Genomic DNA, 22,417 nt, shown 5'->3' on the forward strand with positions numbered 1-22,417 from the left:
TGGCGCGTTGGGGCTGATTCACCTGCCGGATCCGAGTATTGGATGCGCGCGACTCAGTTGCCGAGGGCTACCCGTATCGCGAGGCCGAGGGCTCGGCCCACCGGCGGCGGAGAGGCATGCCCAACCTGTCGATAACGGGCTGTTTTACGTCCCGCGAAGGCCCATTCGCCGGGGAAGCCCTGCAGCAGTGCCGCCTGCTCGACAGTCAGCGGTACCAGCCCCTTGTTATTGGAGACGCCAGCGTCCAGACGGAACGCCGGTCCAGGCGCCTCATCGGCGACGGTTCCACCGTTCACGCCCATCCGCGCCCAGGCGCGCTTCGACCCGGTCGGGCCCAGGTCGGCTCCGCCGCGGTTCCATGATCCGCCCACCAGAGTCGGAGCGACGCGGTCGGCCCCTGCCGCCCAGGCGGCCGCTCCGGTCCAGCCCCGCGCGGCCATGGAGGCGGCGAGCGACTCGCCCACCGTGGGCGGAGGCTTCACGGAGGGGGCCGGAGCGGTGAAACTGTCCAGACCGTCCCCTTTGAACGCCACCAGTATCCCCTGCTTGCGATCTTGCGGGACGCCGTAGTCCATCGCGTTGACGACGAGCCAGTGATGCCGGTATCCGAGGTGCTGGAGCTCGCTCGTGACGTACGAGCGGATCGGTTCGTACGCGGGAGCCGACACGAGGGCGGGAACGTTCTCGATGAGCAGGGCGCGAGGCTGCACACCGTGCATGAGCATGATCGTCGCTTCGAGTAGACGGATCTCCACGTCGCTGTCCTCCCGCCCGACCGCCGCGGCCGCCTTGACCCGGGGGAGACCGGCGGCGAGGAGGTCGACGTCGTAGACCTCCTGGTGGTTGACGGGGTCGAAGTCCAGCAAGTCGGCTTCGAGGACCTCCCACCGCGGCCGGTTCAGGCGCAAGGTCTCGCAGGCCACGGGACGGTTGTCCAACAGGAGAACCGGGTCGAACCCGGCCTGTTCGAGGCCCAGCACGAGGCCACCAGCGCCAGCGCACACCGCCAGGCAGCTGAGCCGTCCGGCCAGGGGTTCTTCCATGGTCACCATTCATGGTCGTCGTTCATCGGTGGCTTTGAGAGTCGACAGTCGAGGGGAGTCGATCATGAGTGGTCGGGGCACTGTTCCCCTTCTCCTCCGTGGAAATGCCTGGTCGGCCCACGACGCAAGGAGTCGGCGACTTCGATGATGCCCTCGCCCTCCTGCGTGGAGTCCACCGTCGAGAAGCGCACCACGAAACGGGATCTGCGAGAAGGAGCCTTGGCCGCAGCTCACCGCCGTATGCCGCCCACTACGCGGTCGGAGGCCTGGAACGTTTCCGCCGAGAGACCACGGTTTCGTACACGGCAGCCGCCCCCTCCTCCGCCGACTGGTGCTCCCAGAAGCGAAGCACGAGCCAGCCGGAATCCGCCAGGCGTGCGTCAGTCTCACGATCGCGCTGGATGTTGCGGTCGATTTTCTCTCGCCAGTAGCCAGGGTTGGTCTTCGGCGGAGTGAAGTGCTCGGGGCAACCGTGCCAGAAGCAGCCGTCGACGAAGACCGCGACCCGGGTGGGGCGGAAGAGCAGGTCGGCGGTACGGCGCATGCCAGGCAACGGCTTCGCCGCGACCCGGTAGCGAAGTCCTGCAGCGTGTACGAGCGATCGGAGCGCCAGCTCGGGGCCGGTGTCGCGGCCCCGGTTCGCGAGCATGCTGCGGCGGTTGCCGGCCGAGGACGCCCAGGACCCTTCCGGAGGGGTCCAGCCAGCGGGCCCCTCGGCAGGCTTCGGCGTGCTGCTGGTCATAGGGCACAAAGAATACGCGTGAGCACATCCTCTCGCGATGCCGACCACCCCTCCAGGGGCAGGCGGCCCGGCCGTACTGCAGGCAAACCCTGACCAGGTGCTCCTGAGACGTGCGAGACTTCCTGCCATGCTGCGTGAACCGACGGAAATGGAGATCGGCGAGCTAGGCGAGGTCGAGCTGCCGCTGGGCGTCCTCGCGGAGGCTGGCCTCGGGCCGGGGAGCAAGATCGTCGCGTACAGCGCGGGGGACGGCCGACTCGTGCTGCGCCGTGCGGCGGACGCGGTGGCTGAACTGTTGGAGACGGGCGACCTCAGCTGAAAGGCGTCGCTGACCGCGATCTGATCCCGAGGACAGTCTTGCTGACCACATAGACGATCTCCGCATTGGCGTCGTGGGCGGGCGGTCATACCGGAACCTGTAGGAGACCGGCAGAGAGCTGATTTCGGGGCCGTGTCCCCGATGCGCGTGCTGCACGAGCACGGCCGTGCTCTTCCCCGACGCCCAGCGCCGATCGTACGAGGCCGTCTCAGGCGAATTCCAGTGACGACCTCGGGAGCAGTGTGTAACCATCCGTGAATGGAACAGGCCGAAGGCTTCCCCGATCAACTCACTATTACAAGCGTTGAGTTGGACAAGGCGCTGCAAGGCGTTCTGCCATCGCGGCTGGCTCGGTTTGAGGCTAAGCATCAGTCGAACCGTGGCGGCCAGGGTGACAGTGGTTGGGTTCCGCTCACAGTGGAGCAGTGGAGGTCGGTACTTCTCGAAGCAGGGCTTCCGCAACAATGGACTTGGCTGCGTGATGCAACGCAGCGGGTGGTTTCGTGCCGTGACCGCACGTCGAAGTCTGCCGGGAGAAGGCTGCCCGGGTGGGCCGACGAGATGTGTGAAGTCTGGGCAAGCATGCATGCGACGCTCGGCGAGATGACCAGATTCCTGCCTCCGGATGATCAGGTCGGGGAGCTTGCCCTTGCTGAGCAACTGGTCGACAGTGCCAGGCGCTTTGGAGCAGCAGTGCTGGGTTGTGCGATCAACCAATGGGACGCAGGTCTTTGGGAGACGGCTCGTCTGCACAGAATTGTGGCGGACGAGACGAGCGCGGCGTTGCTGAATGCTTCGTGCTCCTCGGTGACCAGCACAGGAGGTCTCGTCTACGAACGTTGGATGGGGCTGTCGACAGCCGAGTTGGCAGAGGGGGACGGTTTCACATTCACTGCCAGGCTCACTGCAGCCTGGAGCAGCGACCAAGAGGAACTCGACCAGCGTCTACGCAGGCAGTCGGTGCATCTCATCAACAGTTCGACGACTCTCACCCCGTCCCTACGCCGACATCTGGTCCACTTGGGCACGAATGCATTCCCGCTGGCAGCTCACCGAGTTGCCAGCGAAACTTGCGACCTGGTCGTCGAAGCACTCAAGTGCGACGAGGCTGGCTGCCTTCGGGTCTTGCAGTCCTATTGGGAAGCAGAACCCGAATTTCGAATGGCATTCGCGGGGGTGTCAAAAGCTTATGAAGAAATCTCTGCTTCGCAGGACGACGAGTACCGATTGGACTCCGTCACTAATGTGTATCGTTACGCGATGGAAGGCGATGTACGCCGCACCGCGCGGGTAACGCTGGCACTGATGAACCTCCTGCCGCCCACGGCGGTCGCGTCACGACCCGCTGCAGTGGCTCCTGACCGATACCTGACCCTCGGGCCGTTACTCGATCTGCTGCGCAGACATCCACAGCAGCCGATATGTGTCGCCCTCGCTTCGTCGATCAAGACCGCGTGGCGGAACCCGATAGGCCATTGCGAGGTCTCGTGGGATGCGGAACGGGGTACGACGTTGCTTGCAGGTGAGCCGGTAGATTGGGAAGATCTCCTGGCGGCCGCGGAGTGGTCGCAGGCTGTGTGCAGGGCTTTTGACCATGGGGTCGAAGTAGCCCTTGCGGTCGCTACGCTCAACGATCCGTTCACCCGGGGCGCCATTCCAGAGAGCACCCGCAACCTGCTTATTTGTGACGCCGTTGGCTCCACGGGAGTGCGCCTGCTGAAGTTGCGGAGAGCCTCCGGCAAGCTGACTTTGACGGTCCGCAACATCACATCTCGAAACATCCTCGACTTTCTCGGCGCTGTGGCGGCTGCCGCGCCTCATGCGCCGGAAGTGGCCCGCTGGGAAATTAGAGAGGAAGGCGGAACGCTACCGCTGTTGGTCGATCGTGCATGGGTCGAAGCGGTCCTTGGGCAGGTCGGCGAAGCGGGGAAGATGCTCTTGCCGGATGATGTTCTGCCTCTGATGATGAATGTGCTCCTAAATGCTGAAGTTGCACCAGCTTTGGCTGCCTACAGTGTTATCGAGGTAGGTGCAGTGCAGGTGCTAGGCGAAGCGGACCTGCTCACAGAACGTCTGAAGGGCTCCGACTCTGTGGCGATGTCGAACCTGCTCTTGCGCGTGGAGCACGTTCGACGCGCCATCCAGTGCACGGCCAAGGTGCTCGGGTTTGAGGTCGGCAGCAACATACTCAGGTACTTCGAGCGACAGCTCGCTCAAGTAGAACGTGATGTGCGCACAAAGTCTGGAACGTGGGTACTTCGGGCTCTCCATCCGATTCGCGACGTGCTCCGGGCGCGCCACGTCGACCTGCCATGGCCACCCGGTTAGGCGTCGCCCATCCCTGCATCGGGCAGCGAGCGCACCTATGAGGGGTGGATCGACAGGTACGCTGACAGTTGTCTTAACGGAGTTTGGTGGACACCAACAGGGACAATGCCAACCGTCAGGTCCGGTTGTCGTTCCTCGGGTGAAGCTGCCTCTGCCGTCACTGTCGTGCTGATGTCCGGCCGCACCAAGTGAGAGGTGCAGCTCCGGGCAGGGCCGGGGCGAGCGGTGTTGCGCGGTGACGCACCTGGGGAGGCTGTCATCTGCCATGGAGACCCGTTCCCCATGCAGTGATGACGGGTCGCGATCCCACTGCACGTCTGCGGCCTCTACCCGGCCGGGGCGACTGAACCTCGGGTCCGGCTCGACTTCTCGCGGTGAGAGGGAACTGACACCCACGACTGGGCGAGCACCTCGACTGAAGGGCGAGGCCCTGGGGGTGCCGAAGTGCTCAGCCAACCGCGAGGGCAGGATCCGCGCTTCTCCTGTCGAGCAGGGGGAGAACCGTCGCAGATGAACGCCGATGGTGCAGGCGTGCGTCCTCGGCCGGTGCCGGCGTGCTTCTGCGCCGACGGGTGAGCGACCCCTTGGTTCCGGCTGCCCGATGGGTTCGTCGCGTCATGGATGTGCGGGAGTCTCGGCCGTCCGGAGGCTGGTGTTGTGTTCCTGGATGAGCCGCAGGGCCTCGTCGCGGTCCCTGCGGTCCAGCGCGTCGACGAGGTCGCGTCCTCCTGGCCCATCTGCCGCAGCAGCTCACCGAGCCCGTGCTCCGTCTCCAACTGGAGACAAAGCGGCTGGACCCGGCCACAAAGGAGCGCGTCGACACGGTGCGCTCCGAGGTCCTGGCCGACGGGGTGGCCACCACGTTCGGCGGGGTGATCCCCGGTGTCACCTCGCTGGCGGCACCGGTGTCCACCGCCGGTGAGTCGCTGCCGCTGGTCGTCACCCTCGTCATGCCGGCGCGTGGCACCACGGACGAGGTACTGGTCGGTCTCTCGGCGGAACTGCTGCGCTCGACCCGGGCCATGTCGGAGGAGCTGGGGTACTAACCGCACAACGACGATGCATAGTGCGCGGGGGCGTCCTGGCGCGCTCCCGCTTTCGACTTCTCCCTACGCGGCTGCTGGAGACGGACGGTGCTGAGCACGCCGTGGTTCTCTGAGTGCACGAATTCCTTCAGCCCCGACCGTCGCGGCGTCGCACGTACGTGAACGGGTGGCGTCGCGGCGGCCTCCACGATGCCGACGCCACGCCCATTCGTCGACGGGTGCCCAGGAAGCCATGGCCGCTTTGAGGCCTCGTCAGATACGCGCGTGAACACCACCCCGCCGAGCACGGACGGGCACGCCGTGCTGGGCGGGCGCTCCGGGTCACGCGCGGGCTTGACCGACGGCTGGAGACGCGAGGCCCGGTCGCCTCCGGTGTGGATGATGCGGCGTCCGCCCTGGGCGGTGTACCCGAACCACGTGTGAAAGCCATGCGGATGGAGAGGGACGCTCGACGTATTGACTACGACCGGGACGAACGCCATGGTACGGGAGAGCGCTCTCCCGAGCTCTCTCGCTTCAAGCGGATGGTCGCTATGCCCAACTTTGGCGTGCCTCTGACGGAGTCGACAACCCTCGAACCAGGCGGTGGAGCCCCGGTCGGCTCCGCCGCCCGCACCACCGCGCACCACGCAGAGATCTGTCCACCGAAGTCGCGTGCGTGTCCGCGTACACACGCACGCCTCACCCCGCGTGCAGGAGATCCTCATGAGATCGAGTCCGAGAAGGCTTCCAGCACTTCTCGTCGGAACAGCTCTCGTAGCCAGTGTCCTCGGTATCGGGACCATCGCCTCCGCTACGGACACCGGCGCCCCTCTCGTAGCCACCTCTACGGCGGCCGCAGCGGACCACGCCGGTCACACCGCGGCAGTCTCCACCCAGGCATCAGGTGATGACGCCGACGGGGACGGCTACATCCCGGCCGTTCCCCAGGTCACCGGCGTCGTCCCGTCCACGGCCACCCCGCCCCCGGCCTACCATCACGAGTTCCAGGCCGGCTGCTCCGTCACCCACACCGCCCCGGACGACCCGATCGTCTATCCGGGCCAGTTCGGCAAATCCCATGACCACACATTCATGGGCAACACCACGACCGACGCCGCCAGCACCACTGGCTCGCTCTACGGAGGCAGCACCTCCTGCAAGGTGCCCGTGGATGCCTCCGCGTACTGGATGCCCTCGCTCTACAAGGGCGATCAGAAGATTCTGCCCGCCGGACCGCAGGTCATCTACTACAAAGCGGGCGTCACCGACTACCGGAGCGTGCGCCCCTTCCCCAAGGGACTACGGTTCGTCGTCGGCAACCCGATGCAGAGCGCTCAGGAGTTCCGCAGCCACAAGGGCTTCGTCGAGGGTTGGGAATGCGGTGAAAGCTTCTTCAACACCGACATCCCGGCGAACTGTCCCAGCAGGCCCGACGTGCAGCTGAATCTGCGCATGCAGGCCCCCAGCTGCTGGGACGGAAAGTACCTGGACACCCCGAATCACCAGGCCCACATGGCCTACCCGGTCGTCAAGCCCGGCACCAACGACAACATGTGCCCGCCCTCCCACCCGGTCGCCCTGCCGATGATCGAGTTCAAGATGGCGTGGCCGGTCAACGGTGACATGAGCCAGGTACGTCTTGCGAGCGGTCGCGGCTACTCCTTCCACTACGACTTCTTCAACGCGTGGGAGGAGCGCACTCTCAAAGCCCTGGTTGACCATTGCATCGTCGGCGGCCTGCAGTGCGACACCCGCGGCTTCGACCTCTACCGCCCCGAACGGGGAGCCGCACTGAACGCCGATCACCGCCTGCCGTAAACCCGGCCGACGGCTCCGCCCCACAGCCCGGCCGCTTCCCGCCTTCTCCGGGGCGCTGCCGGGCTGTTTCACGAGCCCGTCCCGCGGTGCGACGGTCTGACCCCGATTTCCCCGGTGCCGGAGGGGAGGCGGGTGGCGAGGATCGGTGACGGCCCGGGCTGCCGGAGCCACGAGGCGGGCGAACCGCATTTCCGCAGGTGCGGACGAGGCTGTTCGGTCGGGCGGCCGGGACCCCACGCTGGCGTCGGTACCCGGCCAGGTACCGACGCCACCCCAGTACAGACGTAGCAGCTTAATAAAAGATGAAAGAAAAGGCCTGTCGGGATCCTTGACCGTGTCTGGCGTGGCGGGCAAGGTTCCGGGAGAGCGCTCTCCCGTCGCAGTTGATTTCGAGGAGCACACGCATGCCCGCAGTCGGCATATCCCCAGCGGCCCCGGTGTCCCACGGCGCCGGCCGCCGTACCTCCAGACCGAGACCGGTGACCCGCGGCATCGTCGCCGCGATGGTCACCGCTCTGGCCGCCACTCTTCTCGCCTTCGTCCCCGCCACGCAGGCCGAGGCCGCGCCCGTCCTGCTCTCCCAGGGCAAGCCGGTCACCGCGTCCAGCGAGGAGAACTACGGCACCCCGGCCACCGCGGCCGTCGACGGCAACGCCAACACCCGTTGGTCCAGCGCCGCTTCCGATCCACAGTGGATCCGCGTCGACCTCGGCGCAACCACGCAGCTCAGTCAGGTCGTCCTGGACTGGGAGGCGGCGTACGGCAAGGGTTACCGGGTCGAGCTCTCGACCAACGGCTCCTCCTGGTCGCCCGCCTACCAGACCACCACCGGCGACGGCGGCAGGGACACCCTGAACATCAGCGGCGAGGCCCGCTATGTCCGGGTGTACGGCACCGCGCGCGGCACTGGATACGGCTTCTCCCTCTGGGAGTTCAAGGTGTACGGCGAGTCCGGCGGCACCGGCGGCCCGCAGCTGCCCGGGGGCGGCGACCTCGGCCCGAACGTGCACGTTTTCGACCCCTCCACGCCCAACATCCAGGCCAAGCTGGACGAGGTGTTCGACCAGCAGGAGGCGTCGCACTTCGGCAGCGGCCGGCACCAGTTCCTCTTCAAGCCCGGCACCTACAACAACCTCAACGCCGAGATCGGCTTCTATACCTCGATCTCCGGCCTCGGCCTCAAGCCCGACGACACCACCATCAACGGTGATGTGACCGTCGACGCCGGCTGGTTCAACGGCAACGCCACGCAGAACTTCTGGCGCTCGGCCGAGAACCTGGCCGTCAACCCGGTCAGCGGCACCAACCGCTGGGCCGTCTCGCAGGCCGCGTCCTTCCGCCGCATGCACGTCAAGGGCGGCCTCAACCTTGCGCCGAACGGCTATGGCTGGGCCAGCGGCGGCTACATCGCCGACTCCAAGATCGACGGCCAGGTCGGCAACTACTCGCAGCAGCAGTGGTACACCCGCGAGAGCTCGATCGGAGGCTGGTCCAACTCCGTCTGGAACCAGACCTTCTCGGGCGTCGAGGGCGCACCCGCCACCTCGTTCCCCGAGCCCCGCTACACCACGCTCCAGACCACTCCGATCTCGCGCGAGAAGCCGTTCCTCTACCTCGACGGCAACACGTACAAGGTCTTCGTCCCCGCCAAGCGCACCAGCGCGCGCGGCGTCTCCTGGAACGGAACCCCGCAGGGCACCTCGATCGACCTGGACAAGTTCTACGTCGTCAAGCCCGGCGCCACCGCCGCCACGATCAACCAGGCGCTGTCCCAGGGCCTCAACCTCCTCTTCACGCCCGGCATTTACCACGTCGACCAGACCATCAACGTGAACCGTGCGGACACGGTCGTCCTCGGCCTCGGCCTCGCGACGATCATCCCGGACAACGGCGTGACCGCGATGAAGGTCGCCGACGTCGACGGCGTCAAACTGGCCGGCTTCCTGATCGACGCGGGTACCGTCAACTCCCCGACCCTGCTGGAGCTCGGCCCGCAGAACTCCTCCGCCGACCACTCCGCCAACCCCACCTCCATCCAGGACGTCTACGTCCGCATCGGCGGTGCGGGCGCGGGCAAGGCGACCACCTCCATCGCCGTCCACAGCGACGACGTGATCATCGACCACACCTGGGTATGGCGCGCCGACCACGGAGAAGGCGTCGGTTGGGAGACCAACCGCGCCGACTACGGGGTCCGGGTCTACGGCGATGACGTGCTGGCCACCGGCCTCTTCGTGGAGCACTTCAACAAGTACGACGTCGAGTGGTACGGCGAGCGCGGCCGCACGATCTTCTACCAGAACGAGAAGGCGTACGACGCACCCAACCAGGCCGCCATCCAGAACGGCGACACGAAGGGCTTCGCCGCCTACCGGGTCGACGACTCGGTCGACGTCCACGAGGGCTGGGGGATGGGCAGCTACTGCAACTACAACGTCGATCCCGCCATCCGCCAGGACCACGGCTTCAAGGCTCCGGTGAAGCCGGGTGTGAAGTTCCACAGCCTGCTAGTGGTGTCGCTCGGCGGAATGGGTCACTACAACCACGTCATCAACAACACCGGAGCCTCCACGGTCCCGGCCGGCACCTCCACCGTGCCGTCCACGGTGGTCTCGTTCCCCTGATCCGTCCCCCCGCGGTGAATCACTGACTCGCGGAGGACGTCTCCCCGGGCCGGGCCTGACCCCGGCCTGGGGTACCTCCCCGCTCCACCTGCCTGGCTCTCTCCTCGGACGGCCGCCGTCCCCGACGGCGGCCGTCCGCGTCCCCTGGCCCTCCTCCCCATCTCCCTCACCCTCTTCAGGAGCCGCAATGCCTGCCTTGTCCCACCTCCGCAGAGCCGCACTGCCCTCCCTCCGCAGACCCGCGCTCACCCTGACCCTCGCCGCCCTGCTCGCCTCCTCCATCACCGTGATGGCCACGCCCACCGAGGCGCGCGCCGCCGACCCCCTGATCTCCCAGGGCAAGCCCGCCACCGCCTCCTCGCAGGAGGGTGACGGCTTCTCCGCCACTCACGCAGTCGACGGCAACCTCACCGGTACCCGCTGGGCCAGCCAGTGGTCCGACCCGCAGTGGATCCGGATCGACCTGGGCAAGCGGTCCGACCTGAGCCGGGCTGTGCTGACCTGGGAGGGCGCCTACGGCAAGGCCTACGAGATCCAGGCCAGCGACAACGGCACCGAATGGACCACCCTGAGGAAGGTCACCGACGGCGACGGGGGCACCGACGACCTCGCCCTCACCGGCTCCGGCCGCTATGTCCGGATGCTCGGCACCGCCCGCCCCGGCGGATACGGCTACTCCCTCTGGGAGTTCCAGGTCTACGGCACTCAGGGCGACACCCCGCCCCCGGCCGGCGGCGCCGTCAAGGTCACCGGGGGCCAGGGCGCGTGGCAGCTCACCGTCGGAGGACAGCCCTACACCGTCAAAGGCCTGACCTGGGGACCGTCCATGGCGGACGCTCAACGCTACATGCCCGACCTGAAGTCGATGGGCGTCAACACCGTCCGCACCTGGGGCACGGACGCGAGCACCAAGCCGCTCCTCGATGCGGCCGCCGCGAACGGTCTACGCGTCATGAACGGCTTCTGGCTCCAGCCCGGCGGCGGCCCCGGCAGCGGCGGCTGCGCCAACTACGTCACCGACACCGCGTACAAGACGACCATGCTCACCGAGATCGCCAAGTGGGTCGAGGCCTACAGGAACCACCCTGCGACCCTCATGTGGAACGTCGGCAACGAGTCCGTCCTCGGCCTCCAGAACTGCTACAGCGGCACCGAGCTGGAAGCCCAGCGCAATGCCTACACGACCTTCGTCAACGACGTCGCCAAGAGGATCCACGCCATCGACGCCGACCATCCGGTGACCTCCACCGACGCATGGACGGGCGCCTGGCCGTACTACAAGCGCAACGCCCCCGACCTCGACCTGTACTCGATGAACGCCTACGGGGACATCTGCGGCGTTCGCCAGGACTGGGTGGAGGGCGGCTACACCAAGCCCTACATCATCACCGAGACGGGCCCCGAGGGTGAGTGGGAGGTGCCGGACGACGCCAACGGCGTACCCGACGAGCCCACCGACGTACAGAAGCGCGACGGCTACACCAAGGCCTGGGACTGCACCACGGGCCACCAGGGCGTGGCTCTGGGCGCGACCCTCTTCCACTACGGCCTCGAGCACGACTTCGGCGGCGTGTGGTTCAACCTGATCCCCGATGGCCTGAAGCGGCTGTCGTACTACTCGGTGAAGAGGGCGTTCACCGGCTCCAACGCCGGCGACAACCTGCCGCCGGTCATCAGCGGCATGACGGTGACACCGGCCGGTTCTGCTCCGGCGGGCGGGGAGTTCACCGTACGGGCAGACATCCGCGACCCCGAGAACGACCCGGTCACGAACAAGATCTTCCTCAGCGGCAACTACGCCAACGGCGACAAGCGGCTCGTACCGGCGCAGTTCCGGTCCACGGGCAACGGCACGTTCGCGGTCACCGCGCCCGAGAAGCTCGGCGTGTGGAAGGTCTACATCCAGTCGGAGGACGGCAAGGGCAACGCGGGCATCGAGACGAAGTCGGTCAAGGTTGTCGCGCCGCCGATGACCGGCGCCAACGTGGCCCTCGGCAAGCCCACCACAGCGTCCAGCTCGCAGGCCTCGTACGGTGACTGCCCCTGCCCGCCGGAACGCGCCACGGACGGCCGGCTCGACACCCGCTGGGCCAGCGACTGGAGCGACCCGCAGTGGATAGCGGTCGACCTCGGCGCACGGACGCCCGTCCGCACGTTGCAGCTGGTGTGGGACCCGGCGTACGCCAAGTCGTACGAGGTCCAGGTCTCGGACGACGGCACGTCCTGGCGTACCGTCCACACCACGACGACCGGAAACGGTGACGTGGACACCATCGCCCTGACCGAAACGGCCCGCCACGTACGGCTCCAACTCACCGCACGCGGCACGGGCTGGGGCTACTCGCTGCACGAGTTCGGCGTCTACAGCTGATCAGCTCGAACCCTCGGAGCACATCATCTCGGAGGTTGAGGTGGCTGATCGACGTGATGTGGTGCCGGCTTGGGTGTAGGCAGGTGAAGGCTTGAGATGGGTGGTCATCACTTCGTGAGGTGATGACCACAGTCGGCAGGCGTGCGTTGCCATCCGGATAGCCTGGGGTTGCCTTAACGGAGTTTGGTGGACACCAACAGGGACAATGCCAACCGTCAGGTGCGGTTGTCGTTCCTCGGGGAGGGCCTGTCGCCACTGTAGGAGCGATTTCCGGTCGCACCAAAAGAGACGCCGTCCGGATCGTCGATTGCCTCGGGGGAGGTTCGCGCGTTCCCTGGGGACGGACCGTTCCTGGAGGGGGCGGCCAACTCTTCCTGGGCGCGGCGGGCGTCGATGCTTGCGATGACCCGGCCCAGCGGGTGCTCTAGCCAATCCCGTTCGGTCGGGCTCAGGCCCCTGGCGGTGGCTTCGTCCTGGGGCGTCCAGATCCGGGGCACCGGTTCACACAGGGCGCGTCCTTTGTCGGTGAGGGCCACAAGCAGGACCCGGCGGTCCTGGGGCGTTACCGTTCAACCAGCCCGGCGGCTCCCATGCGAGTCAGCATCTTGGCCACGGTGGGCGCCTCAGCCCATAGTGCCTCCGTCAGTTCTTCCTTCCGGTCGGACGAGAAGGCTTGCCGGTAGCGTAAGAAGGTCATCTGACGGCTCCGGGGACGAACGCACGCTGCCCGGGCCACGTCCTGTGGAGGATCTGAAGGAGACTTTGTGTGCCGGTCCCGAACGCCAGGCTGAATGACTACGCTGGAGGTCGAGGTCGTTCGGCGGCCTGTCGGCGATAGCCGTCGGGGGTAAAGGAGCAGGTCGGTGGCGTGGGACGAGTGGGACCAACTGAAGACTGAAGCGCTGGAGCGTCAGCAGGCGGGGGCGACGCACATGCAGCTCAACCAGTACGCCGGTGACTCCGGCCCGGGCCCGGCGCCGACGACGCCCGGCAGCACGGGTGACCTCAACGTCAATCAGCAGGGCCTCTCCAAGATCGGCAGCCACGCGCATACGCTCTACGACCAGCTCTGGGACCAGGCCCGTCTGGACAGCACGAGCGTCGACAAGGCTGCGAGCGATCTGGCCTCGCAGGGATTCGCGCTCGGTTCCGGGCTCCAGCATGTGTCGAACCGCTGGTCCACGCAGCTGAACAGTGTCCTCGACGCCTGCGCGCACATCTCCAACCACATGCAGGTCACCAAGAAGATCCATGCCGGTGACGAGGCCTACATCCTGCGTCAGGTGAGCAGCATCGACACTCTCGACGCCGGTTTCGACGAGCGGGCCGGAACGGCCGGGGACAAGAATCCGATCTACGGCGAGAAAAAGTAACTGAACAACGGGGGCCCACTCATGGATTTCGACACTCTGCGCCACGCCAACCTCAAACTGCTCGACGATGCCGTCGAGGACTGGTCGGTCATCGTCCGCAGGCTCCAAGCCCTCGCCAGAGACGCCGAAGACGGCTTGCGCCAGGCAGCCAACAAGGCGAGCTGGGCCGGTGAGAACTCACAGGTCACCAAGGAGTTCATCGGCAAGACGGCCGGCGAGATCAAGGACGCCCACACTCAGGGCAAGTCCATCCACAGCATTCTCAAGGACACTGCCGGGGAGCTGAGGGCCTACCACACCCAGCTGAAGGACGCCATCGACCGTGGCCTGAAGAAGAACCTCACCGTGGCGAACACCGGTGACGGCGGATTCACGGTCACCATGAACGTCCACCCGGACCGCGCGGCGAAGGGCCATACCCCGCCCTCCCACGCCCAGAGCGACGTCAATGCCCTGCGCGACGAGATCCAAGGCATCCTCGGGAAGGCCACCGAGAGCGACAACTCCGCCAGTACGGTCCTCAAGGCGCTTGCCGACCAGACCGTCCACGGTTTCGGTGACGCCAGTTACAAGGACCGGGATGCAGCCGCTGAAGCACTCAAGACCGCCGACGACCTGGCGGCACTCGCCAAGAAGGACCCGGATGATCTCTCCACCGCTGAATTCGACCGGCTCAACGCGGGGCTGAAGCAGTACTCCGCCGACCCGCTGTTCGCCGAACGCTTCGCCACCACGCTCGGACCGCAGAAGACTCTGGATTTCTGGGTCGGCGTCACCGACCCGAACACTGGATGGGACATGCGTCGTGACCGCAGGGAGCAGTTCGACGACCTCCAGAAGAACCTGAGCCTCACACTCGCCACCGCGACCCAGAGCGACAGCGCCGCGATGACCTCATGGAAGGGCAACATGGTAGCCATGGTCGACCAGCCCGTGGGCCGTGGCGGGGGCTTCCCTCTGGGCGGACAGGTGATGAGCAACCTGATGCGCTGGGGCGACTACGACGACCAGTTCCTGAACAGCTACGGCGACAAGCTCATGGCCACGGAGAAGAAGTTCACAGGCAACGGGCAGCACGAAGCCTGGCAGCGCCTGGGGCCCGACGCGACGCTCAACCACACCGGCACGGATACCGGATGGGACCCGATGACGGGGTACCTCAAGGCTCTCGCCAACAACCCGGACGCCGCGACATCCTTCTTCAACGACACCTTCCTCACCAAGGACGAGGACCACGACTTCACCGAGAAGAAGGACGACAAGGAGGTCAAGAAGTCACTGACCAACTTCGACTACCTCTTTGAGGAGCGCGACTGGCCCACCGACTACGACTCCGAACACGAGGAGAGCATCGCTGGACGGAACAACCTGGCGATGGCCCTTGAGGCCGCCACCACAGGTCACCCGGCCGGTGAGCTGCCGACGCTGGACACGCCGCACCACAACGCCGAGCAGACCGCGCTCATGGAACGACTCGTGTCGTCCATCGGTGAGGACCCGGACAAGCGTCTGCTCGAGCACGGACACATGCTCGACAGCATGGGGCAGATCACCTCCGAGTACCTGCCGGACATCAGTCGGTCCATCAGCGGCGCTGATCGGACCGACCCCGACTCGACGTCGTGGGGGCAGACGAAGAAGATGTATCCGATGGTCGGGGAAGAGGCCGTACTCGAGCCGCGAGACGTGACCAAGCTCCTGTTCACCGTGGGCCAGAGCCCGGACGGCTATGCGGCGGTAGAAGTGGGCCAGAAGGCGTACATGAGCCAGCTGATGGAGTACCACCTCAATCCCGATCTGCCTGCCGGTCAGGTCGTGGACGACGACACGGAAGGTGTCGTGCGCCGAATAGCAGAGAAGTCGGGGGAGGTCTCCGGAATTCTCGCCCTGGGCCGTCAGGAGGAACTGGCGGCTGGCGGGAAGGAGGCTGATGAGGCGTACAAGGACTCGATGGACCTGGTCAAGAGCGGTATCTCGGGTGGTCTCGGTACGGCGGTCGGTGTAGGAACCTCCTTCGTCGCCACCCCCTGGATCGGAGCCGTCGCGGGTGGAGCCACCACCACCATCACCGGCACCGTCCTCGAATCCATGTTCCAGGACTTCAAGAGCACGGAACTGGAGGATTCCGAGGACGCGAGGGGCGAGCTCTGGCAAGACGGCCTGAAGAACGACGGCAACCGGTCCGGCCAGGCAGCTCGGCTGGCCGCGGAAGAGCACGGCATGGTCGACCCCGCGGACGCCGAGACGTGGGCTCGCGCAAGCGGCGCACAGGGCTTCTACAACGCCCAGTCGATCGTCGACGGCCGGACCCCGGGTAGCCGGACAACGTCCTGACGAACTCGCCAAGTTCCGCCCAGATTCCAAGCCGCCCTCGAGAGGTACCACCATGGCCCGCCGCCTACCGATCTCCGGAGCACATTCCGGTCCTGCCTTCGCCGCCATCGTTCTCGCCGTTTTGGCCGCCACGGTCACAGGATGTGGCGCCGATGAGGAGACCAGGGACTATTCCGTGCCGGGCAGCCTCTGCGGCATACCGTTCGACACCAAGGAGCTCACGCCGTTTCTCCCGCCGGGGAAGAAGCTCTCCGTCAAGCCCGACATCTCCCCGTCGGCGAACTGGTGCGATGTGTCCGTGGACGGAAAGCTCGCTGTCAGAACGGTGCAGACATGGTGGCAGGGCGGCCGTGACACGGCGTACTTCCTCCGCAGCCAGACCCTCGAGCGGGTGGAGAAGACCGCGGACGCGGGGCGGTACGTGTATTCCGACAACCAGGCCTTCGGCAAGACACAGGACTGCGTTGACGAGAAGTACAAGCAAGAGCTCTACACCGGAGTTCAGGCCTATGGCTCTGATCACGAGGACGCCGACGCCATGAAGCGTCTGATCGTCTCCTTCACCGATAAGGTCGAGAAGTCGGATGCGTGTGACAGGCTGGTGCCATGAGGGACAAGTCGCTCACGCCGGTGATACGTCCGATGCCGTCAGCCCATGAAGGGCGGGCGTTCAACTCACCCCGCGAGTACGGGCTGCTGTTCTCCGAGAAGTGCACAGGCAGGAGCGCTGCCAGGCAGGACAGTTGTGGGACGACCTGGCCCACAACTTCATGGTGCCATTCGTGCGTGCGGAACCCCGCCCGGTCTTGCGCTCCAAACGGCACGCGTCGACCAGCAGCAGCGGTTCCCCTGTACTCCTCGTACACGTTGGACGGGCGGCTGTAGGCCCCGGGCGGCCAGCTATCCTCGGGGTTGTCTTAACGGAGTTTGGTGGATACAAATCGCGACAATGCAAACCGTCAGGTCCGCCTGTCATTTTTCGGATAGGGCTGCGCCTGGTGCTGCGCGGCGATGTGCGCCTGGGGAAGATGTCATCCGCGAGGAACTTGGCATCATCCGCATCGAACGCGTGCTGACCGACAATGCCTGGGCCTGGCCTTTGTCAGGCCATTGCTGGCAGTGGGCTGACGTCTGCCGCCGGGGCGCCCGGGGATTCCGTCCCTGGGGCCCCGGAACGCTTGACCTGGAGTGCACTTCACGATGCAGACTCCCCATCGAGCCCGGACTACCGGGCCGAAGAGAAGGACCACCACGGAATACCGCACCATAGGCACCGACCCTGCCCACCGGAGTGAGGAGCGCTCGCGCTCGGCGTGATGCTGTTCGGTTCGCACACCGACGAGAAGACCTCTTCCGCCCTTCTCGACCGCTACGTCGAAGTGGGCGGGAACTTCATCGACACGTCCGACGACTACGCCTTCTGGACCGACGGAGGACAGGGCGGTCACAGCGAGAACGTCCTGGGCCGGTGGCGGCGCAGCCGGCTTCGTCGACAACCCGGAGGGTCTGTCGGCCAAGGCGATCCGCGAAGCGGCCGAGGCCAGCCAGGAACGGCTGGGTGTCGACAAGCTGGACCTGCTCTACGCACATATCGATTCCGTACCGCAGCAGGAGACCGTTGAGGGATTCGGCGCCTTGGCCGCGGAGGGTACGGTCGGACTCCTCGGCGCCAGCAACCAGGCGAAGTGGCGGGTCGAACGGGCCCGGGCGCTGGCCGCCGCGGCCCGGCTGCCCGGATACGAGGTGCTCCAGTACCAGCACAGCCACCTGCGCCCCCGGTTCGACGTGCCGAGCGACCTCTGTCCGGACGGCAGCCTCGGTCACGCCGGCCCCGAAGGATTCGGCTACTGCGGGCTGAGCCCGCCCTGACCCTCGTCGCCTACTCCCCGCTGCTCGCCGGTCCGTACGTACGCGAGGACAAGCCGCTGCCGCCGGACTACGGCCACCCGGGCACCCCGGCCCGGCTCGCCGCGCTGCGTTCCGTCGCCCGGGAGACCGGCGCCACCGCCAACCAGGTCGTCCTCTCCTGGCAGATCGGCGGCGAGTTGCCGGTCATCCCGCTGGCCGGGGCGTCGTCCCCGCCGCAACTGGAGGAGCACCTGGTCGCGTCCACCGAATGGTGACTTGGACACGCAACTCGAATCGTGAGTATCTCCTGACGAAGATCGCCCTGTGCGGGCAGTGCCACACCCGGCTGTACGACGCACCTGATCAGACGGACCTGGCAGCGGCAGCTGCTCATCCCCACCCCGATTTCCCTCGACTCGGCTCGGATGCGCGTTCAGCAGCCGGTGGAGCCTGATCTCGGGTGTCACGTGACTGTTCCGCTCGCCAGTGGCTACCGGTTGGCGCTCCGGGCCTGGGGATTCCATCACACCCTGTACCTCGACGTGCCCGCCGAGGTCTCGGCCCGAGCCTCGCCCGGTTCCTCTCCGGCCGCGAGGGTCAAGCCCATCTCCGTGTGCCGTTGGTGGCACATCCGCCCCGCAGGCCGCGCGCCAGGGCAGGCAGGTCGCTTGTCGACGCCCCATCTGGAGAATCAATGCAGCGCGTCAGAATTGCCCCCGCTCACCCAGTGACATCCCGGCGGCTGGGGATTATGGTGCGAACGAACACCGTGACAACGTTGTCAGTTGAGCAGGACTCGAAGGGAAATACCCCATGCGGTTTGCTTTCAGACCGTTCCGTCCCCGTGCTTCCGGTATAACAGCCGGTCTGATGGCCGCCGTTCTCGTGAGTGGCGGAGTGGCCGGCATCGCCGAGCCCGCCGCCGCCGCCGCGGGCGCGGAACCGATCGATCTGGTCAATCCGTTCGTCGGAACCCAGAACTTCGGCAACACCTTCCCCGGGGCGAGCGCGCCGTTCGGCATGGTCCAGGTCAGTCCGGACACCGGCGGCCAGGGCGGCTACGACTACAAGCAGGACTCGATCTACGGATTCAGCCAGACGCACCTGTCCGGCGTCGGCTGCGGCGTCATGGGCGAGCTGCCCATCATGCCGACCACGGGCGCGGTCGACTCCGTGGACCCGAACGCCTACCGCTCCCCGTACAGCCACGACGACGAGCAGGCCAGTCCCGGCTACTACCGGGTGGGGCTGAAGAAGTACGACGTCGACGCGGAACTCACCGCCACCGAGCGCACCGGGTGGCAGCGCTACACCTTCCCCTCCACCGGTGCGGCCAACGTCCTGTTCAACACGGGCAAGGCCAACCAGTCTGTGCTGGACTCCGAGGTGCACGTCGTCGGTGACCGCACCATTGAGGGCCGGGTGCACGCCGGGGGCTTCTGTGCCGGACACGACGAGCACACGGTGTACTTCAGCGCCACCTTCGACCGGCCCTTCAAGGCCTACGGCACGTGGGACGGCGCAGACCCCGAGCCCGGCACCCGCGACGCGGAGGGAGGCGGCCAGAACGGCGCCTGGGTGACCTTCGACGCGACCACCGACCGGGACGCCGTCCTGAAGGTGGGGCTGTCCTACACCGGTGTGGAGGGCGCCCGTAAGAACCTGGCCGCGGAGACCAAGGAGTCCTTCGACTTCGACGCCACGCGTACGGCGTTGCAGGACACCTGGAAGAAGCAGCTGGATTCCATCCGGGTCGGCGGAGGCGCGGCGGACCGGCAGAAGGCCTTCTACACCGCGCTCTACCACAGCCAGTTGCACCCGAACCTCGCCGGTGACGTCGACGGCATGTACCAGGGGTTCGACAACAAGACGCACACGGCAAAGGACTACACGCCGTATCAGAACTTCTCGCTCTGGGACACCTACCGGCCGCAGAACCAGCTTCTGCAGATGCTGGAGCCGAAGGTCGCCCGGGATGTCGCGCTGTCGGTCGTCGCGGCCGGCCGGGACGGCGGCTGGCTGCCCCGCTGGGCGCTCGCCAACAGCGAGACCAACATCATGACCGGTGACCCTGTCACTCCCTTCCTCGTAGAGGCCTGGTCGAAGGGTCTGCTCGCCGGACACGAGGCAGAGACCTACGCGTTGCTGAAGAAGAACGCGACCAGCACCCCGCCCGTCGACTCGCCGTACAACGGACGCTCGGGATCCGACCACTACACCGAGCGCGGCTACATCCCGTCAGGTCTCGAGCTCGGCAACGACTGCGCGGACAAGGGCGGCGACAACGACTGCAAGCACCCGGCGTCGGCGACGATGGAGTACTCCGCCGCCGATGCGTCGCTTGCGCTGATGGCCGACCGGCTCGGACACAAGTCGGACGCCAAGATGTTCGCCGCGCGCGGCCAGTGGTACCGGAACCTGTGGGACTCCTCGATCCAGCAGTTCCGGCCGCGGACGGCCGACGGCACCTGGCTCACGCCCTACGACCCGGTCGAGGCGGCACACCTATTCCATGAGGGCGGCGCGTACCAGTACCAGTGGCTGGTACCGCAGGACCCAGCCGGCCTCGTCAGCCTGATGGGCGGCCGGAGCGCCACCGAGAAGCGGCTCGACTCCTTCTTCGTCCACGACAAGCTACTCACCGACCCGGCGGGCACCGCCCGGAATGACTGGATCTCGCAGCCGTACGACTACTACGGCAAGCCGACGTACAACCCGAACAACGAGCCGGACCTGCACGCCCCCTACATGTACAACTGGGTCGGCGCCCCGGCGAAGACCGCGACCGTGGTGCGTGCGGCGATGACGCTGTTCACCATCGGGCCGGACGGGATGACGGGCAACGACGACCTGGGCACCATGTCGGCCTGGTACGTTTTCTCCTCCCTCGGCCTCTACCCGACGATGAGCGGCGGCGACTTCCTGGCCGTGTCCAGCCCGCAGTTCGAATCGGCGACCGTCCGGATCGGCAGCTATCCCAAGGCGTCCGGCACCAAGGGCCAGGGCGGCATGCTGACGATCGAAGCACCCGGAGCGAGCGACACGAAGCGGTACGTGCAGAGCGTGGCACTGAACGGCCGGGACGTACCCCAGACCTGGCTGAGCTGGAACAAGCTCGCGCACGGCGGAACCCTTGCCCACCGGCTCGGGACCTCCCCCTCCTCCTGGGGCACGGGCAAGGGCGCCCAGCCGCCTTCCGTCAACCAGGCGTCCCCCGACAGCCGCAAGCACGTCGACGCGTCGCTGCGTCCCGCCGCGGCGGTCGTCCCCACGGGTGACGCCGCACAGACCGCGAAGTTCACGCTGGACGTCCTCGGGCAGACTCCCGGAAAGCTGAACGTGTCGGTCACGGCGAAGGTGCCCAGCGGCTGGAAGGCCACGACGGCACAGCGTTCACCACTGGTGATCGATTCCGGTCACCTCCCGGTCCAGAAGAAGGTGTCGCTCGACATCAATGTGCCCCCGGGCGTCGCGGCCGGGTCCTACCCGGTGGAGGTGAAGGTCGCGGGTCGAGGGACGAACTCGGTCACCCGCAAGGCCACCGTCACGGTGGGAGCCGCCACGACCTGCGCGAGTGAGGCGAACGGGCAGTGCGCGGTGGACCTGCGCGCAGACCTCGGCCACGACGGCACGGCCACGGTGGCGAACTCCGACGAGGGCGACTTCGACGGGCATGGCTGGAGCTACGACGGCGACCTGCTGCCCAAGGCGGGGCCGGTCACCTGGGACGGGGTGACGTACGACGCGCCGGACCCCACCGGTACGGCGAACAACTTCCTCGAAACAGGCGGGCAGGCCCTCCTGCTGCCCGCCGGACAGCACAGTGCGCTGCGGCTGGTCGGCTCGGCGCACAACGGTCCTGTGACCACCACTCTGACCGTGCACTACACGGACGGCAGCAGCACGGAGGCACCGGTGACGTTCGGCGACTGGGCGGGCTCCGCGCCGAACGGCAGCACGGTCGTCCTCGACATGCCGCACCGCATCAAGAGGGGCAGCGGTGTCGACGGGCCGTCCATTCGGCTCTTCGGTACGGCCGCCGAACTCGATGGGGGCAAGACGGTCCGTTCGGTCTCGCTGCCGGACGACTCCCGCGTCGAGATCTACGCTATGACGCTCGTTTAGAGAGGGACGGCGGACCGCCGAAACCCAGCCGGCGGTGCGCCGTTCCGGATCGGCGCACGCCTCTCATCAGGGCCCCGGCGCGAAAGACGGTTTCTCGGGGCCCTTCGCGTACTCGCCCATCCCGGCATCCGGCCCACCGCCCCATGGGCGTCGACGCCTGCCGAACGGGGCGGCCATGGCTGCCGTGCCGTCGGCATCTCCGGGTTCGACGCCGGTCACGGGCACCGTGACGACCTTCCGGCCTTTCTCACCATGACAGGAGCCGCCCGGGTGTAGGCGGCGAGCGGCCCACGGCAGTACCGGCAGGGCCGGTCGAGCGCGGTGGGCTGCCTGTCACGGCCGAGGGCCCGCTCGAAGCTGCGCGGCGGGTGGTCGTGGAGAACGAGCGGCAGGCGGCCGACGGCGGAGGCGTCCTCGGGGTGCCTGGGCCGGCGGGTGTACTGCGACCACGGAATCCGTCGCAC

The 22,417-nt window shown here is 66.8% G+C and carries 12 protein-coding genes and 1 pseudogene; 11 read left to right on the forward strand and 2 right to left on the reverse strand.

Annotated elements, in window-relative coordinates; all coding sequences use genetic code 11:
* Positions 1-53 precede the first annotated feature (53 nt).
* Positions 54-1,043, reverse strand: a complete 990-nt coding sequence (locus ACIRJT_RS19615; protein WP_403910804.1) for a DNA cytosine methyltransferase — start codon at positions 1,041-1,043, stop codon at positions 54-56.
* 250 nt (positions 1,044-1,293) lie between these two features.
* On the reverse strand, positions 1,294-1,785 hold the full coding sequence (locus ACIRJT_RS19620) for a very short patch repair endonuclease (protein WP_403910806.1): 492 nt from the start codon (positions 1,783-1,785) through the stop codon (positions 1,294-1,296).
* A 127-nt stretch (positions 1,786-1,912) separates the two neighbouring features.
* Between ACIRJT_RS19620 and ACIRJT_RS19625 the strand changes: the two genes are divergently transcribed.
* The 11 genes and pseudogenes from ACIRJT_RS19625 (at position 1,913) to ACIRJT_RS19675 (ending at position 21,953) form a co-directional block, all read left to right on the forward strand.
* On the forward strand, positions 1,913-2,104 hold the full coding sequence (locus tag ACIRJT_RS19625; protein ID WP_403910808.1) for a hypothetical protein: 192 nt from the start codon (positions 1,913-1,915) through the stop codon (positions 2,102-2,104).
* 258 nt (positions 2,105-2,362) lie between these two features.
* Positions 2,363-4,432 (forward strand): hypothetical protein, encoded by a 2,070-nt coding sequence (locus tag ACIRJT_RS19630; protein ID WP_403910810.1) that lies wholly within the window; start codon positions 2,363-2,365, stop codon positions 4,430-4,432.
* Between the two features lie 761 nt (positions 4,433-5,193).
* A complete protein-coding gene (locus ACIRJT_RS19635) occupies positions 5,194-5,478 on the forward strand; it encodes a hypothetical protein (RefSeq protein ID WP_403910812.1) in 285 nt (94 codons plus the stop codon).
* 705 nt (positions 5,479-6,183) lie between these two features.
* The gene (locus ACIRJT_RS19640) at positions 6,184-7,278 is read left to right on the forward strand and encodes a DUF1996 domain-containing protein (RefSeq protein ID WP_403910814.1); all 1,095 of its coding nucleotides are present in this window, start codon (positions 6,184-6,186) and stop codon (positions 7,276-7,278) included.
* A 404-nt stretch (positions 7,279-7,682) separates the two neighbouring features.
* Positions 7,683-9,902, forward strand: coding sequence for a discoidin domain-containing protein (locus tag ACIRJT_RS19645; protein ID WP_403910816.1), 2,220 nt, complete (start codon positions 7,683-7,685; stop codon positions 9,900-9,902).
* A 187-nt stretch (positions 9,903-10,089) separates the two neighbouring features.
* Positions 10,090-12,273: a discoidin domain-containing protein gene (locus ACIRJT_RS19650; protein WP_403910817.1), complete on the forward strand. Its 2,184-nt coding sequence runs from the start codon at positions 10,090-10,092 to the stop codon at positions 12,271-12,273.
* A gap of 863 nt (positions 12,274-13,136) precedes the next feature.
* On the forward strand, positions 13,137-13,646 hold the full coding sequence (locus tag ACIRJT_RS19655; protein ID WP_403910819.1) for a hypothetical protein: 510 nt from the start codon (positions 13,137-13,139) through the stop codon (positions 13,644-13,646).
* Positions 13,647-13,667: 21 nt separating this feature from the next.
* Positions 13,668-15,980 carry a DUF6571 family protein gene (locus ACIRJT_RS19660; protein ID WP_403910821.1) on the forward strand — a complete coding sequence of 771 codons (2,313 nt, stop codon included), beginning with the start codon at positions 13,668-13,670 and terminating at the stop codon, positions 15,978-15,980.
* A gap of 52 nt (positions 15,981-16,032) precedes the next feature.
* The gene (locus ACIRJT_RS19665; protein ID WP_403910823.1) at positions 16,033-16,590 is read left to right on the forward strand and encodes a hypothetical protein; all 558 of its coding nucleotides are present in this window, start codon (positions 16,033-16,035) and stop codon (positions 16,588-16,590) included.
* Positions 16,591-17,180: 590 nt separating this feature from the next.
* Positions 17,181-18,103 (forward strand): annotated as a pseudogene (locus tag ACIRJT_RS19670) (aldo/keto reductase).
* 595 nt (positions 18,104-18,698) lie between these two features.
* On the forward strand, positions 18,699-21,953 hold the full coding sequence (locus ACIRJT_RS19675; protein ID WP_403910824.1) for a GH92 family glycosyl hydrolase: 3,255 nt from the start codon (positions 18,699-18,701) through the stop codon (positions 21,951-21,953).
* Positions 21,954-22,417: the final 464 nt, after the last annotated feature.

It is taken from the genome of Streptomyces sp. NPDC102283 (assembly GCF_044766265.1).
GTDB lineage: Bacteria > Actinomycetota > Actinomycetes > Streptomycetales > Streptomycetaceae > Streptomyces.